Source organism: Methylobacterium sp. 1A (assembly GCF_058072805.1).
The window spans coordinates 97,678-113,197 of sequence record NZ_JBYQVE010000003.1; the positions used below are offsets into that span (position 1 = coordinate 97,678).

Genomic DNA, 15,520 nt, shown 5'->3' on the forward strand with positions numbered 1-15,520 from the left:
GGATCAGGCCCCGCTGAGGAGGAACAGCAGGCCGACCGCGAAGGCGGCCGCGAGACAGCCCGCCACGACGCCGGCATCGCGCTCGCGGAAGCGCAGCCACTCGATGGCGAGCACGCGCAACCCCAGCGCCATGTGGACGGCGAGCGCGCAGACGAGGCCCCATTCGGCCGTGCGGACGAGGCCGTTATGGGTGAGGCCGAGGAAGCTCTCCAGCCGGTCGGCACCTTGGAGCGCGGTGCCGAGCGCGATGAAGTGCATCGGCAGGAACAGCGCCAGGGCGATCCCCGAGAGCCGGTGGATCAGCGCGGCGGCGAAGCCGGGCCGGCGCAGGGACGCGCGGGTGATGCCGGCCCGCCCGGCCGTGCCCGGGGCGGTCCTCATGCCGCGTACACCGCGAGTGCCGCCCGCAGGCCCAGCCCGGCGAGCAGGGCCGAGAGGGCGATCATGGCGACGTCGAGGGAGCGGCCGCGCCAGCCGGTCCACTCGCGCAGGACGCTGCGCAGGCCGATCGGCGCGTGGATCGCGGCCGCCAGAACGAAGACCGCGTAGAACAGCAGGAAGGCGAGGTTGCCCTGCGTCCGGCCCAGGATCTCGCCGGCCGTGAGCCCGCCGCGCACCGCGTAGAGGATCGTGCCGAGATGGACCGCGACCGTGACCGCCAGGATCGCCGCGGTGCCGCGCTGGGCGAGGTACAGGAGCGGGCTCATCCGCGCCTCCAGAACCGGCGCAGCGCCGCCTTGCCGGTCTCGCGCTTCAGGCCCGCGATCGAGAAGGTCGGGCTCAGGCCCTTCGGGCAATGCTCGGTGCAGCTCATGTGGCTGTGGCAGGAATGGCAGCCGGCATCGCCCGCCACCGCGGCGAGCCGATCCCGGTCGCGGTCGCGCACGTCGTTGACCAGCGTCCAGGCCCGGTTGAGGGCCGCGGGCCCGAGATAGTCGGGGTTCCACGTCACCAGATCGCAGGCGGCGTAGCAGACGCCGCAATTGATGCACTCGATGCCGGCATCGACCTCCCGGCGCGCGGCGGATTCCGGTTCCACGACCGCGAAATCCTCGGGCGGGTTCTCGCCCGGCTCGAAGAAGCCGTGGGCCCGGCGCCACTTCTCGAAGAAGGGCTCCATGTCGACCGCGAGGTCCTTCACCACCGGCAGGTTGCGCAGGGGCTCCAGCAGAAGCTCTCCGTCGGGCGCCACGGCGGCGACCCGGGTCCGGCAGGTCCAGCGCGGGCGCCCGTTCACCGTCATGCCGCAGGAGCCGCACATGCCGACCCGGCAGGCGAACCGGTAGGCGAGGGTCGGGTCCTGGTCGCGCTGGATCTCGGTGACGACGTCGAGCACCGTCTGGTTGGCCCGGCGCGGCACCGCGTAGTCCGCGACGGTCTCGCCGCGCCGGACATGCACCCGCAGCGTCTCGCCTGCGCCCGGGTCGACGGCCGCGTGGCCGACGGGAGCCGTCACCGGTTGGCCTCCTTCGGAGCGCCGGCAGCGTTCGGATCGGGGAAGAACAGCTCGCTCTCGCTGTCGGCCTTGGCCGAGACCAGCCCGGCCCGGTTCATGTACGCGAGGTAGGCGAGCATCCGCTCGGGCTTGGTGGTCCAGGCGTTCTGCGGCGCGCGGATGATGGCCACGGCCTCCTCGGGCGAGATCTTCGCCCCCTCGGCCTTGATCCACAGGGCGGCGGCCCGGGCCGGATCGTCGCGGATCAGCGCGAGGCTCTCCTCCAGCGCCGCCCGGAAGGCCGCCGTGACCTTGGGGTTCTCGGTGACGAAGCGGTTGGTCGCCCAGACGAGGTTGAAGGTGTGGGGGCCGCCCATCACGTCGTAGCTGTCGAGCACCTTGCGGGCGCGCGGGTCCTTCAGCTCCATCTCCTGGAAGGGCGGCGAGCCGAAATGGGCCGTGATCTCGGAGCGGCCGCCCATCATGGCGGTCTGCGCGTCCGGGTGCCCCATCGAGACGGTGAGCGGGTCGAGCTTGGCCTGCTGGCCCGGCCCGAAGGCCTTCTCGGCGGCCATCTGCAGGGTGATGGCCTGGATCGAGGTTTTCGCGGTCGGCAGGGCGATCTTGTCCTGGGGGCCGAAATCCGTGATCGCCTTCACCGCCGGGTTGATGGTGACCAGCCAGAGCGGCATCGCGTTCAGCGCCGCCACGCCCTTGACCTTGAGATTGCCCTGCGTCCGGCCCCAGATCGTCAGGAACGGGCCGACGCCGCCGGAGGCGAGGTCGAGGTTGCCGGAGAGCAGGGCCTCGTTCATCCCCGAGCCGCCGGTGAAGCGCAGCCACTCGGCCTTGACGTCGAGCCCGCGCTGCTTGGCCTGCTTCTCGAGCAGGCCCTCCTCCTCCATCACGGTGAGCGGCAGGTAGGAGATCCCGAACTGCTTGGCGAGCCGCACGGTCGAGACCTCGGCCCGGGCGGCGCCGAGCGCCCCCCATAGGACCGCGACCGTCCCGACGAGCCGGATGATGCTCCGTGCCGTCATGGCGCTCCTCACCTGTCCGCGCGCCGATCTTGCGAAGTCCGCGACCTCGTCGGCGTCGGATCGAGGATACGCCCCCGGGGAGGTCTGTCAATATTCATGTGTCATATATATGACCTGAGTACTGGGTCCTCGGTGGCTGCACCGAGGCGCCCCGTGCGCGAAGGGACCAGCGGCGGATGGGCGGAGGGCGACCGGCTCTCGCCCTCGCTCTCATCGCGATGATCGTCGACATGGCACGCGTCAGAGTCGGCCCTTGTCTCGGGCTACCCGCCCCGCTGCGGGCGTCGGCACAGATTTAAGGTCATTTATAAGACTTGCGCGCAGGCGCGCCGCCGCCGGCCGCCGCGACGTTGCTCACGCGAGGGCCGGCCGGAATGCGGCCCGCGGCCGGCACCGCGCAACCCGACCCGCGGCGGAAGCCGGATCCGCCCGCGTCAGTCTTCCAGTGGCCGAAACCCGCTCGATGCGGGCTCCGCCGCCACGGCGCAGGTGTGGTCCTGCACGACCTCGCCGTTGGAGGCCTTGCCGAAGCGGCTGGTCACCAGACCGTCCAAGAGCACGAAGCCCGGCTTCGCGCCCGGAAACTCGGCGCCCACGACAGCCAGGGCGTGCTCGCCCATGGCCGAGCGCGCCCCGTCGTCGCGCGCCAGCAGGTCGAACGGGTCCGCGGTGCCGAGATCCTCGCCGAGCACGCGCATCGCCCTGTACGGGCGACCCACCAGCGGCTCCGCGAGAGGTGCCCAGCGATCCCCGATCGTGGGTGCGAGGCGGCGGAGGGTGTCGCGGACATCACGGCGGACGCAGTCGATGTGGATGTGCAGCTGCCCCTGAGTCCGCCGCAGCCGCGAATTCACCGCGAGACTGACGTCGCGCCGGTCGAGCGGATGGCCGAGACGCTCCTCCACGAAGGTTCGGGCGCGCCACGCCTTGGCGAAGTAGTTCGTCGTGCCGGGCTGGAGGAGCACGGGGCTCTCGATGCCGGTGATGCGCGCCGTCGGGATCAGGAGGAACTGCGCCCGCCCGCGAAGGTCTTTGAGGATGGCGTATCCCTTCTCGACCCCGCCCTCCAGGTCGACCAGGCTGCACGGTGCGGGGCCCTGTCCGCGCAACGCGTGGGGGACGCACGCGCCGTGCACGATCGCCCACAGGGCTCCGCCTTTCCCGAGGAGGTTGGGCACGAGGGCGACGGCCAGCCAGACGGCCGTCGCCGCGAGGACGAGCAGGATGCCCAGCGATCGCCGCGACAGCCCGGTCCTCGCGCGCCCCGTCGAGCCGCGCGGTGACACGGTGCCCGGCCGGCCGCGGACGGCGTCACGCACCTGACGGGTGAGCCCGACCGCGGCTCTGCGCAAATCCATGACGTGACCCGGTAGCCCGTTGCCGCGAAGCGCCGGGGCCGCCGACGCCGGAACCGTCTTACAGATCGCCCGCCGCCTGAGCGATCTCTGTCCCGCTACGGATGCAACGCCGGACGGATCGTGCGGAACGCGGGCGCCGCCGTGGAGGCTGGCACCGGGCGCGGTGACGCGGCCGCGCTTTTCGCGCTCCGGAACCCGCGCGGCCCCTTCTCGGACACCTATCCGATGGGCCATGCCTTGAGAGGCCTCGTCATCGGCGCCGGACTGGGACATGCCTGTCCGCACCCCGATGCCGTCGGCGGCCGCAACCGATCCGGCGGCGCTCCGCCGGGAACGCGGCGCGAACGACAGGGGTGGGACGACGCGCGCGAGGACCTGCTCGACGCGCGCTCCGGGAGCCGGGAGCCCGGCGACCGCTGAGACAGACCGGACGGCCGGGGCAACCCGGGCCGCCCACGCGAGGAGACGACCATGACCGACGAACCGCACGGCTTCGACCGCGGCCTGACCAATTACGGTGACCGCGACTTCGCCCGCTACCTGCGCCGCTCCTTCGCGCGCTCGATGGGCATCTCGGTCGGCCTGCTGAACAAGCCGGTGGTCGGCATCGCCATGACGCCGTCGGGCTTCAACAACTGCCACCGGGGCATGCCGGAGCTCGTGGAGGCGGTCTCCCGCGGCGTGCTGGCGGCCGGCGCCCTGCCGCGGCCGTTCCCGACCGTGTCGCTCGGCGAGGTTTTCCTCAACCCGACCAGCATGATGTACCGCAACCTCATGGCCATGGACACCGAGGAGATGATCGGCGCCCAGCCGATGGACGCGGTGGTGCTGATCGGCGGCTGCGACAAGACCGTGCCGGCCCAGCTCATGGGCGCGGCCTCCGCCGACCTGCCGGCGATCCAGCTCGTCACCGGCCCGATGTCGACCGGCCGCCACCGGGGCCAGCGGCTCGGCGCCTGCACGGATTGCCGGGGCTTCTGGGCCAAGTACCGGGCCGGCACCGTCGACGCCGAGGAGATCGCCGAGGTCGAGGGTCGGCTCTCCGTCACGGCCGGCACCTGCGCGGTGATGGGCACGGCCTCGACCATGGCGTGCATCGCGGAGGCGCTCGGCATGTCGCTGCCGGGCACCGCCGCGATCCCGGCGGTGCATTCCGACCGGCTGGTGGCCGCCGAGGAGACCGGCCGCGCCGCCGTGCGGCTGATCGAGACGCGGATCCGGCCCTCCCAGGTGATCACGCAGAAGTCGGTCGAGAACGCGATCCGCGTGCTGATGGCGGTGTCGGGCTCGACCAACGCCATCGTGCACCTCACCGCCATCGCCGGGCGGCTCGGCATCCGGATCTCGCCCGAGCGCTTCAACCAGATCTCCGACGAGACGCCGGTGCTGGTCGACCTGAAGCCCGTGGGGCAGGGCTACATGGAGGATTTCCACGCCGCCGGCGGCATGGGCGCGCTCCTGCGCGAGCTGCGCCCGCTCCTCCATCTCGACACCGTGGACGTGGAGGGCCGGACGCTCGCCGAGCGCCTGGACGAGCCGGAGTCCTGGGTCGACCGCGCGGTCATCCGCACCGCGGCGGATCCCGTGTCGCCGGTCGGCGGCCTGGTGGCCCTGTCCGGCAGCCTCGCGCCCGACGGGGCGATCTTCAAGCGCGCGGCGGCGACGCCCGACCTGTTCGAGTCGGAGGGCCGGGCGGTGGTGTTCACCGGCCTGGAGGACCTGTCGGCGCGCATCGACGACCCCGCGCTCGACGTGGCGCCCGGTGACATCCTCGTCCTGCAGAATGCCGGCCCGCACGCGGCCGGCATGCCGGAGGCGGGCTACCTGCCGATCCCCAAGAAGCTGGCGCAGGCGGGCGTGAAGGACATGGTGCGCATCTCCGACGCGCGGATGTCGGGCACGGCCTTCGGGTCGATCGTCCTCCACGTGGCCCCGGAGGCCGCGGTGGGCGGACCGCTGGCCGCGGTGCGCGACGGCGACCGCATCCGCCTGTCGATCCGAGACAAGCGCGTCGATCTCCTGGTCGCGGAGGACGAGATCGCCCGCCGGCTCGCCGGCCACCGGCCGCCCCCGGCCCCGGCCCGGGGCTACAAGGCGCTCTACCGGCGCAGCGTCACGCAGGCCCCGGAAGGCTGTGACTTCGACTTCCTCGCCAAGGCGGAGGGCTGACGGCCCGCAACCCTCCGTCCGGACGCGCCGGACGGCCGTGACGGACACCGTCGATCCGAAAACCGCGGCCCGCCCGACCGCGGGCCGCGCGCCGTCGCGGCATCTGAGGCCATCGCATCGCCCGTGCCTGTCCCGGCGGTGAGGCGGCCCGAGCCGGGGTGCCGCCTCGGACCGGCTCAGCCCGGGATCGTGGAGCGCGCCGCCTCGAGCAGTTCCCCGGCCAGGGCCTCGTCGTCGACGCCCCGGGCCAGCACCACCGCCCCCACCATGGTCGACAGCGCGATCAGGGCGCGCTGCCGGCGGCGTTCCTTCGACGCTCTGGGCAGCCTGTCCGCGATGAGACCGGCGAGCCCCTTGACCCCCTGGGTGAACCGCGCCCGCAGGGCGCTTCCGGGCGGCTCACGCCCGACGTCGTTCACCAGCGCCGCGACGGGGCAGCCTCTCCCCGGCGTGCGGACATGCCCCAAGGAGAGGTAATTCTCGATGAAGGCGTCGAGGTTGGCCCGGTACTCGGCGCTGATCGCCGCGTCGAACGCCTCCGCAGCGAGGGCATCCTTGCTGGCGAACTGACCGTAGAAGCCGCCATGGGTCAGGCCCGCGGCCGCCATGATGTCGACGACGCCGATACCGTGCAGGCCGCGCTCCCGGAACAGGGCCGAGGCGACCTCGACCACGCGCTGGCGGTTCAGCTTGGCTTGCTCCTGCGAGACCCTCGGCATCGTACCGTCCTCCGCTCCGCCTCCTCACATAGATGCGAGATGTCATTTATTGAAGGGACGGCGAGCCGCGGATGCCCGAGGCCGGGCGGAGAGCGGCGTCGCGGTCGCGCCGCGGCGGCCGTTCAGGGCTGCCGACCGGCCCGGGCGAGGGGGCGAAGCGCGGGCCGGTCGACGCACCGCGCGCCCGGGACCCGAGCGCGCGATCGCGGGATGCCCCGAGCGGGGCATCGGTGGGGGGCGGCCGGGTCAGGGCTCGGCCGGCACGGGCACCGGTGCGGGGCCGGGTGCGGTCCGCGGCGCGTGCGCGTCCCGCGCCACCCGGAACCAGAGGGCGTAGAGTGCCGGCAGGAACAGCAGGGTCAGCAGGGTCCCGACGCCGACGCCGCCGATGAGCACGTAGGCCAGCGCCCCCCAGAACACCGAGTGGGTCAGCGGGACGAAGGCGAGCATCGCGGCAGCGGCCGTCAGGATCACCGGTCGGGCCCGCCGCACCGTCGACTCGACGATGGCCTCGTAGTCCGACAGGCCCGCCGCGCGGTCGTGGTGGATCTGGTCCACCAGGATCAGCGTGTTGCGCATCAGGATGCCGGACAGCGCGATCAGGCCGAGGATCGCGTTGAAGCCGAAGGGCTGGTGGAAGACGAGCAGCGTCGGGACCGCCCCGACGAGGCCGAGCGGCGCGGTCGCGAACACCATGAACATCGTGGTGAACGAGCGGACCTGCAGCATGATGACCGTCAGGGTCACGATCAGCATCAGCGGGAAGACCGTGACGAGCGCCTTCATCGCCTTCTCGCTCTCCTCCACCGAGCCGGCCGTGTCGATGCGGTAGCCGGGCGGCAGCCTCGCCTTGATGGCCGCGAGTTCGGGGACGATCTGCGCGTGGATGTCCGGCGGCTGCTTGCCGTCGATCACGTCGCCCTGCACGCGGATGTAGGTCTCGCGGTTGTAGCGCTTGAGCACCGCGTCCTCGTTGCGGCTCTCCAGGTGCGCGACCTGGGAGAGCGGCACCTGCCGCCCGTCCCGCGTGGCCAGCGTCAGGTCGCCGATGTCGCCGAGCGAGCGGCGCTCGGGGCCGGGGCTGCGCAGGAGCACGTCCACGGAGCGGAGGTTCTCGCGGACCTGGGTCGCCGGCGTCCCGTTGAGGTAGCTCTGCAGCTGCTGGCCGGCCTCCTTCGGCGTCAGGCCGATCAGGCGCAGGCGCTCCTGGTCGAGGGCGAGGTGCAGGGTCGGCGTCCTGTCGCCCCAGTCGAGGTGGACGAGGCGCATGTTGGGGTTGGCCATCATGACGTCGCGCACCTCCGCGGCGATGCCCCGGATGACGGTGAGGTCGGGCCCGACCACCCGGAAGGCGACGGGGAAGCGCACCGGCGGCCCGAACACGATCTGCAGCACCCGCACCCGCGCCTCGGGGAAGCGGCCGTCGTCCACGAGCTTGCGCACCTTGCCGCGCAGCACGTCGCGGGCGTGGGAATCCGCGGTCTGGACGACGATCTGCGCGAAGGCGGGGTCCGGCAGCTCCGGGTCGAACGAGAGCACGAAGCGCGGCATGCCCTGGCCGATATAGCTCGTGATCTCGCCCGCCTCGGGCAGCGCGCGCACGGCCGCCTCGACCTTCCGGACGCTGGCCTCGGTGGTCGCGAAGGCGGACCCGGTCGGCAGCGTCACCTCGACGATGAGCTCGGAGCGCTCCGAGTTCGGGAAGAACTGCTTCTCGACCTTGCCCATGCCGACCGCGGCCGCCGCGAACAGCGCCACGGTGATGCCGGCGGCCATCCACTTGTGGTCGACCGAGAGCCGCACGACCCGGCGCAGGCGCTGGTAGTTCCGCGTGGCGTAGATCGCGGCGTGCCCGCCCTCGACCTTCTTGATGTCGGGCAGGAGCTTGACGCCGAGGTAGGGCGTGAAGGTCACGGCCACGATCCACGAGACGATCAGCGAGAAGGCCACCACCCAGAAGATGTTGCCGGCATACTCGCCCGCCGTGGAGGCGGCGAAGCCCACCGGCAGGAAGCCCGCGATGGTGACGAGCGTGCCGGTCAGCATCGGCGCGGCGGTGGCGCTCCAGGCATGGGTCGCCGCCGAGACCCGGTCGGCGCCCTCCTCCATGCGCACCACCATCATCTCGATGGCGATGATGGCGTCGTCGACGAGGAGGCCCAGTGAGATGATGAGCGCGCCGAGCGTGATGCGGTCGAAGTCGCGGCCGGTGATCATCATCACCACGAACACGGCCGAGAGGGTGAGCGGCACCGCCAGCGCCACCACGATGCCGACCCGGAAGCCGAGCGCCACGAGGCTGACGAAGATCACCACCGAGAGCGCTGTGAAGAACTTCACCATGAACTCGTGGATGGCGTCGTCGATCACCCTCGCCTGGTCGGTGATCTTCGTGAAGGTGATGCCGGTCGGGAGATCGCGATGGATCGCGACCTCCTCGGCGTTCAGCGCCTCGCCCAGGCTCAGTCCGTTGAAGCCCGGCTTCATCACGAGGCCGAGCACCAGGGCCGGCGCGCCGTCGTTGCGGATCGCGAAGGTCTTCGGGTCCTCGTAGCCGCGTTTCACCTCGGCGATGTCGCCGAGCTTGAGGCTGCGGTCGCCGGCCGCCACCGGCAGGTCGCGGATCGCGTCGAGGCCGTCGATGGCGCCGTCGAGGCGCAGGTAGACCCGCGGGCCGTCGGCCTCGACGAAGCCGGCCGGCGTCACGTCGTTCTGGTTGGCGAGCGCCGCCAGCAGCTGCTGGCCGGTGATGCCCAGGGTCGCGAGGCGCTGGTAGGAGACCTCGACGAAGATCTTCTGCGCCTGCTCGCCGAGGATGTTGATCTTCTCGACGCCGGGCACGCGCAGCAGCCGCTGGCGCAGGTCCTCGGCGCGGAGCACGAGATGCCGGTGCGGCAGCCCCTGGGCCTGGAGCGCGTAGAGGGCGAAGTAGACGTCCGAGAACTCGTCGTTGAACAGCGGCCCGAGCACGCCGCGCGGCAGGCCGGAGGCCTGGTCGGAGAGCTTCTTGCGCGCCTGGTAGAATTCCGACTGGAGCCGGGCCGGCGGCATGCTGTCCTTGAAGAAGACCTTCATCAGCGTCAGGCCGGGGCGGACGGTCGTCTCGACGCGGTCGTAGTAGACGAGCTCCTGGAGCCGCTTCTCCAGCGGGTCGGCGACCTGCCGCTGCATCTCGTCGGTGGTCGCGCCGGGCCAGGCGGCCGAGACCGCCATGGTCTTGACCGTGAAGGTCGGGTCCTCGGCGCGCCCGAGCTTCTCGAAGGCGAAGATCCCGGCCGCGGTGACGGCGAGCAGGAGGAACAGCGTGACGGCGCGCTCGCGCACCGCCAGGGCCGAGAGGTTGAAGCCGGAGGCGTTCATCGGCCGGCCTCCACGACGCTGGCGTCGGCCTGACGGACCTTCTCGCCCGCTCTCAGCAGATGGGCGCCGAGCGCGACGATCCGGTCACCGGGCGTCAGGCCCGAGGCGACTTCCGCGGTCTCCTCCGACAGGCGCGCGACGGTGACGGGCTGCGCCGCGACGGTCTGGGTCTCGGCGTCGTAGCGCCAGACGGCCGAGCCGCCGCCCTGGTCGAACAGGGCCCCCAGCGGCACGGACACCGAAGCCCGCGCCTGCCCCTGGGCAGGGATCAGCTGGAGCGTCACGGTCGCCCCGAGGGGCGCGGTCTCGCCCCCGCCCGACAGGATGTAGCGGGCGCGGTAGGTGCGGGTCGCCGGATCGGCCGTGGCCGACAATTCCCGGAGCTTGGCCGGGTAGGTCGTCTCGCCCTCGGCGTAGAGGGTGGCCGACGCCGTGCCCTTCGCGCGTTGCCGGCTCCCCTCCGGCAGGAACACCTCCGCCTCGCGCGCGCCGTCGCGGGCGAGCTTCACCACCGTCTGCCCGGCGGCGACGACCTGGCCCGGCTCGGTCGGCACCTCCATCACGACCCCGTCGGCATCGGCCTGGAGCTCGGAGTAGCCGGCCTGGTTGGCGATCTGGCTCGCCTGCGCCTCGGCGTTGGCGAACTGGGCGATGGCCGCGTCGGCGGCCGCCTTGTTCTGGTCGTAGGTCTGCTTGGAGGTCCACCCGTCGCCGACGAGCTTGCGGCTGCGCTCCTCGTCGGCCCTGGCCTTGATCATCTGCGCGCGGGCCGCCTCGACCGAGGCGCGGGCCGCGTTGAGCGCCAGGGTGAAGTCGGTCCGGTCGAGCCGCATCAGGGGCTGGCCGAGGCGCACGTGGTCGCCCGGGTCGACGAGGCGCTCGAAGATCTTGCCGCCGACCCGGAAGCCGAGGTTGCTCTCGGTGCGCGCCCGGATCACGCCGGTGTAGCGCGCCACCGCCGCCGAGGCCGGCGCGACCGCGACGGTCTGCACCAGCGGCGGCTCCGGCGTGACGGCGGTCTCGGCCGGCGAGCATGCCGCGAGTGCCAAGCCGGCGAACCCGATCACCCATCGCGCGTCCATCACCGAGCCCCGTCGCAGCCGATCGCCCAAAAGAATTATGACCATCATTTATTCTGGCGCGATACCGCGGTCAATGGCGGCCGCGCCCGGCGTCGGCCGAGGACTCACGCGCGCCGTCCCCTCCGGCTCCGATCCGGAGGCCGTCCGATCCCCCTTGAAGAGAGCGGGGTCTGCCGGCATCTCACGATCATGCCCGATGTCGCGCTCGACGAAGCCAGCCTCGCCCGCTTTCTCGATGCCTTCTACGGGCGCGTGCGCGGCGATGCGCTGATCGGACCCGTCTTCGCGGCCGCGATCCCCGACCCGGACTGGCCGCGGCACATGGAGACCGTCCGGGCGTTCTGGTCCTCGGTCCTCTTCAAGTCAGGCCGGTACAAGGGCAACCCGTTCGGCAAGCATCTCGCGCTGGGCCGCCTCGAGCCCGAGCACTTCGCGCGGTGGCTCGACCTGTTCGGGGAGACGGCCTCCGCCCATTTCCCGCCCGAACCTGCCGCCCTCCTGATCGAGCGCGCGCACCGCATCGGCGACAGCCTGAAGGCGGGCCTGTTCTTCCGGCCAGACGTGCTGCCCGTGCCCGCGGCGGGATCGGCCGCGCCGTGACCCGCGGGGAAGGCGCACGCGTGAGACGCGCGCGGAGCCGCGACCGGCGGGACGGCCCGAGATCCCGGGGGGCGGGTCCGGAGCCCTCAGAGCGCGGCCGGACTCGTGCGCGCCCGACGACAGTGGATCAGCCACAGCACGATCGCCACGTTGACGGCGTTCCAGGCCAGCCCGTTGACGAACGCCGCACGGTAGGAGCCGGTGGCGTCGAAGATCGCCCCCGTGAGCCAGCCGCCGAGCGCCATGCCGGCCAGCGTCGCCATCAGCACCGCACCGATCCGCGCCCCGGCCTCCTCGGCCGGGAGGTACTCGCGCACGATGATCGCGTAGGCCGGCACGATGCCGCCCTGGAACAGGCCGAACAGGGCCGAGATCACGTAGAGCGAGGTCAGGTCGTCGAACGCGAGGTAGAGCGCGAGCGCCGCCGCCTGCAGCAGCGCACCGGCCAGCAGCGTCGCGAGACCGCCGATCCGGTCGGCGACGAAGCCCGACGCGACCCGGCTGACGATGCCGAAACCGAGCATCAGCGACAGCATCTGCGCGCCGCGGGCGACGCCGTACCCGAGATCGCTGCAGTACGCCACGATGTGGACCTGCGGCATCGCCATCGCCACGCAGCACGCGGTGCCGGCCACGACGAGGAGGCCCTGCAGCGCCGCGGGCGACAGCGTCGTCACAGCCTGAGGACCGGCCGCGCGCGTCGCCGAAGCCCGTGGCGGTCGGCCCCGCATCGCCAGCGCGAGGGGCAGCATGGCGACGAGGCAGAACAGGCCGATGCCGGCCTGCGTCGCGCGCCAGCCGTACGCGTGGACCGCGCGCTCCACCACCGGTGGCCAGAGCGTGCCCGCGAGGTAATTGCCGGACGCGCACAGCGCGACGGCGAGCCCTCGCCGGCGCGAGAACCAGCGCGACACGTCGGCCATCAGCGGTCCGAAGGCGACCGAGCTGCCGAGCGCCCCGACGAGCACGCCGTGCACGAGGGCGAACTGCCAGAGGTTCGTCGCGAGGGCGCTGAGCCCGTAGCCGAGGGCCAGGCAGACGGTGCCGAGGACCAGCGGGAGCACGATGCCGATGCGGTCCGCGAGCCGGCCCATCAGAAGGCCGCCGACCGCGAAGCCGACCATCGTGAGGGTGTAGGGCAGGGCGGCCGCCGCCCGATCGACCCCGAACTCGGCCTGAACCGCGGGCAGCACGACGACGACCGACCACATGCCGACGCCCCCGACCGTGCCGAGCGCCGTCGCCGCGGCGAGCCGACGCCAGGCGCGGCCCGAATCGGCAATCCCATCCTCAGCCATTCCGGCGCATATCGATCTCCGTCCGTGCGGCGCGTTTCACACGAATGCGCCTTCGTCGCCAGCACCGGGCCCGCCCGTCGGCGCGGGGCTTCGGGACACCGCTCGCTCGCCGACGCGCGCCTCACCCGGCCCTGCCGCGGCGCGCGATCGGTGCTAGAGGTGCCGCCGCGCTCGCCGGCGATGCCGGCTCGGGCCGGGGCGACCATCGGTCGGCCGATGTCGGGCCTCGATGGCGCCCGTCCACCGACCACCCGTACGAGAGGGCTGACGCCACGATGCGAACGATCGTTTATGCCGATGGCGGTTGCGACCCGAACCCCGGGCCGGGGGGGTGGGGCGTCGTCATCGCGGCCCCGGACGGCACGATCGAGCTGTGCGGCGGGGAGCCCGGCACCACGACCAACAACCGGATGGAACTGACGGCCGCGATCAAGGGCCTCGAGCATTTCCCCGCCGGGGCCGCGATCGAGATGCGGTGCGACAGCCAGTACGTCGTCAAGTCGGTGACCGAGTGGATGCGCGGCTGGAAGGCGCGGGGTTGGCGCTCGACGACGGGTGACGTGAAGAACGTCGATCTCATGAAGCGCCTCGACGAACTGAACGCGGCCCGCGACGTGAAGTGGACCTGGGTCCGGGGGCATGCCGGCGACCGCCTCAACGAGCGTGCCGACGCGCTCGTCCACAGGGGGCGTCGCGAAGCAAAGCTCGGCAAGCTCGAGTCGCGGAGCAGCGCCGCGCCCGTACCGGCCCCGACCGCCGCACCGGCGCCGTCGAGCCGGGGCGCCGACCTGAGGATCGACCTCGCGCTCGGCCTCCAGGTCGCTCGGGCCGCGAAGGCGGCGGGTGTCACGCCCGACGCACTCGTCGACGATGCGATCCGCTTCTACCTGGAGATCGGGCCGAGCGAGGTCGCACGCCTGCGATCAGGCCGGGCCTAGCGGGCGAGGCCGCGCGCGGCGACGCCGGGTCGCCGTTCCGCGATCTCCGGGACGGGGCTCGGCCTACTCGCAGACCTCGATCCGCCGAACGTGCTCGTACCCGTACGGGTCGATGTACGCGCGGCGCTCGAAGTGGCAGGCGCCGTACGGGTCGGGCGCGGCGTAGACGGGGCGACCCGGGTAGTACCCGCTGTTGGCGGACGCGATGGCGCTGCCGGCCACGACGCCGCCGAGGATGCCCAGCGCCACGGCACCGCCGACGCCGATGCCGCGCGCCTGAGCGGCCGGCGGGGTGGCGCAGAGTGCCAGAGCGACCAGCGCGGCCGCAGCGCCGGTCCGCAGAAACGTTTGACGCATGGTGTCCTCCCATTCCTCGATGCGGACACCATGAGCCCGCGACCGCCGGATCTCGGTGCTGATCGGCACCCCGAGTTCAGGGCCCGCCGCGCGACGCGGTGCCGAGCAATCCCGCGCTGTCATCGATCCTGTTCGGAGCTGTGGTAGCTACCCGGACCGGCCGCGCGGCCTTGGATCGCGCGGCGCTCGTGAACGGGACCGCCATGCGCTTCTCTGCCCTCGTCGTCGGTTTGTGCCTGACCTCCTTCCCGATCGGTGCGGCACTGGCACAACCGGCCCCGAAGCCCGCGCCCACGACCGCGCCGGATCCGGCCCTGCTGAAGGTTGCCCGGGAGACCGTCGCGCAGATGCAGGGTGATCGCGCCGCGACGCTCGGCTCGATGGCGGCCCCCATGATCGGCATGATGCAGCAGATCGGGATCAAGGACCCCCCAAAGGCGCAGGTGCTGGTGCAGGAGGTCGTCATGCCGACGCTCACGGCGCACTACGACGAGCTGCTCGACATCCAGGCGCGCGGTTTCGCCACCGTGCTGAACAAGGACGAGTTGCAGGCCATCGCCGCCTTCTACGCGACCCCCGCCGGGAAGCGCCTCGCGGCGGCCCAGCCGCAGCTCGCTCAGATCCAGCTCGCGGGCATGCAGCAATGGATCCAGTCGGTGATGCCCGAGATGCAGGGCAAGCTGACGACGGCCATCCAGGCCCACGGCTGGGCGCCGGGCGGATCGGCGAAGCCGCGTTGAGCCTCCCCGGGCCGCGACGCCTTCCGAGCGGAGCGGCACCCTGCTTCGAAGGCGTCGATAGGCCGGACACGATGCGGGGCGCCGGGACAGCGTGCCCGGACGCTCGGTCAGCGCGGCGGGCCTGAACGGTCAGCCGATGGCCCAGAACAGCGGCAGCGCGCCCGCGAGGAACAGGGCCGAGGAGACGAGCACGGCGAGGCGCTAGCGATGGTGCAGGACGAAGGCGTGCGGGCTGGCGAACATGGCTGGGTCGGATCGGTGGTGAGGGCATCACGCTCGCTCCTGAACCTTGACGGATCGAGGGCGCTTCGCGCTGTCCACAGGTGATGGCCGATCTCTGTCGCTGCCGCGCCACATCCTTTTGGATGTGCTCGGGCGCACCTCCCGGACGGCTCTTCTGGCATATTGAATTCGGCAGGCCGTC

The 15,520-nt window shown here is 72.2% G+C and carries 14 protein-coding genes; 4 read left to right on the forward strand and 10 right to left on the reverse strand.

Features of this window, described 5'->3' with window-relative positions:
• Positions 1-3: 3 nt before the first annotated feature.
• From ACX9MN_RS31985 to ACX9MN_RS32005, 5 genes are all read right to left on the reverse strand, one after another.
• Positions 4-381: a succinate dehydrogenase, cytochrome b556 subunit gene (locus tag ACX9MN_RS31985; protein ID WP_489726417.1), complete on the reverse strand. Its 378-nt coding sequence runs from the start codon at positions 379-381 to the stop codon at positions 4-6.
• Positions 378-707: a succinate dehydrogenase/fumarate reductase transmembrane subunit gene (locus tag ACX9MN_RS31990; RefSeq protein WP_020094913.1), complete on the reverse strand. Its 330-nt coding sequence runs from the start codon at positions 705-707 to the stop codon at positions 378-380. The genes ACX9MN_RS31985 and ACX9MN_RS31990 overlap by 4 nt, the downstream gene beginning before the upstream one ends.
• Complete coding sequence (locus ACX9MN_RS31995) at positions 704-1,456, reverse strand: succinate dehydrogenase/fumarate reductase iron-sulfur subunit (RefSeq protein ID WP_020094912.1); 753 nt, start codon at positions 1,454-1,456, stop codon at positions 704-706. The genes ACX9MN_RS31990 and ACX9MN_RS31995 overlap by 4 nt, the downstream gene beginning before the upstream one ends.
• Positions 1,453-2,475 carry an ABC transporter substrate-binding protein gene (locus ACX9MN_RS32000; RefSeq protein WP_020094911.1) on the reverse strand — a complete coding sequence of 341 codons (1,023 nt, stop codon included), beginning with the start codon at positions 2,473-2,475 and terminating at the stop codon, positions 1,453-1,455. Before ACX9MN_RS32000 ends, ACX9MN_RS31995 begins: the two co-directional genes overlap by 4 nt.
• A gap of 434 nt (positions 2,476-2,909) precedes the next feature.
• Positions 2,910-3,833, reverse strand: coding sequence for a CDP-diacylglycerol diphosphatase (locus tag ACX9MN_RS32005; protein WP_489726418.1), 924 nt, complete (start codon positions 3,831-3,833; stop codon positions 2,910-2,912).
• Positions 3,834-4,304: 471 nt separating this feature from the next.
• Here ACX9MN_RS32005 and ACX9MN_RS32010 point away from each other — a divergent pair, with 471 nt between their 5' ends.
• A complete protein-coding gene (locus ACX9MN_RS32010) occupies positions 4,305-6,002 on the forward strand; it encodes an IlvD/Edd family dehydratase (RefSeq protein ID WP_489726419.1) in 1,698 nt (565 codons plus the stop codon).
• Between the two features lie 176 nt (positions 6,003-6,178).
• Here ACX9MN_RS32010 and ACX9MN_RS32015 read toward each other — a convergent pair whose 3' ends face one another.
• The 3 genes from ACX9MN_RS32015 to ACX9MN_RS32025 form a co-directional block, all read right to left on the reverse strand.
• On the reverse strand, positions 6,179-6,721 hold the full coding sequence (locus tag ACX9MN_RS32015) for a TetR/AcrR family transcriptional regulator (protein ID WP_020094907.1): 543 nt from the start codon (positions 6,719-6,721) through the stop codon (positions 6,179-6,181).
• 246 nt (positions 6,722-6,967) lie between these two features.
• Complete coding sequence (locus ACX9MN_RS32020) at positions 6,968-10,081, reverse strand: efflux RND transporter permease subunit (protein ID WP_489726420.1); 3,114 nt, start codon at positions 10,079-10,081, stop codon at positions 6,968-6,970.
• The gene (locus tag ACX9MN_RS32025) at positions 10,078-11,163 is read right to left on the reverse strand and encodes an efflux RND transporter periplasmic adaptor subunit (RefSeq protein ID WP_091978509.1); all 1,086 of its coding nucleotides are present in this window, start codon (positions 11,161-11,163) and stop codon (positions 10,078-10,080) included. The genes ACX9MN_RS32020 and ACX9MN_RS32025 overlap by 4 nt, the downstream gene beginning before the upstream one ends.
• 189 nt (positions 11,164-11,352) lie before the next feature.
• Between ACX9MN_RS32025 and ACX9MN_RS32030 the strand changes: the two genes are divergently transcribed.
• Complete coding sequence (locus ACX9MN_RS32030; protein WP_020094904.1) at positions 11,353-11,763, forward strand: group III truncated hemoglobin; 411 nt, start codon at positions 11,353-11,355, stop codon at positions 11,761-11,763.
• A gap of 86 nt (positions 11,764-11,849) precedes the next feature.
• On the opposite strand, the gene ACX9MN_RS32035 is transcribed toward ACX9MN_RS32030, so the two are convergent.
• Positions 11,850-13,061: an MFS transporter gene (locus ACX9MN_RS32035; protein ID WP_489726421.1), complete on the reverse strand. Its 1,212-nt coding sequence runs from the start codon at positions 13,059-13,061 to the stop codon at positions 11,850-11,852.
• Between the two features lie 275 nt (positions 13,062-13,336).
• Between ACX9MN_RS32035 and ACX9MN_RS32040 the strand changes: the two genes are divergently transcribed.
• Positions 13,337-13,999 (forward strand): ribonuclease H family protein, encoded by a 663-nt coding sequence (locus tag ACX9MN_RS32040; protein WP_020094902.1) that lies wholly within the window; start codon positions 13,337-13,339, stop codon positions 13,997-13,999.
• A gap of 63 nt (positions 14,000-14,062) precedes the next feature.
• Here ACX9MN_RS32040 and ACX9MN_RS32045 read toward each other — a convergent pair whose 3' ends face one another.
• Positions 14,063-14,356 (reverse strand): hypothetical protein, encoded by a 294-nt coding sequence (locus ACX9MN_RS32045; RefSeq protein ID WP_489726422.1) that lies wholly within the window; start codon positions 14,354-14,356, stop codon positions 14,063-14,065.
• Positions 14,357-14,559: 203 nt separating this feature from the next.
• Here ACX9MN_RS32045 and ACX9MN_RS32050 point away from each other — a divergent pair, with 203 nt between their 5' ends.
• Positions 14,560-15,096, forward strand: coding sequence for a DUF2059 domain-containing protein (locus ACX9MN_RS32050; RefSeq protein ID WP_489726423.1), 537 nt, complete (start codon positions 14,560-14,562; stop codon positions 15,094-15,096).
• Positions 15,097-15,520 lie beyond the last annotated feature (424 nt).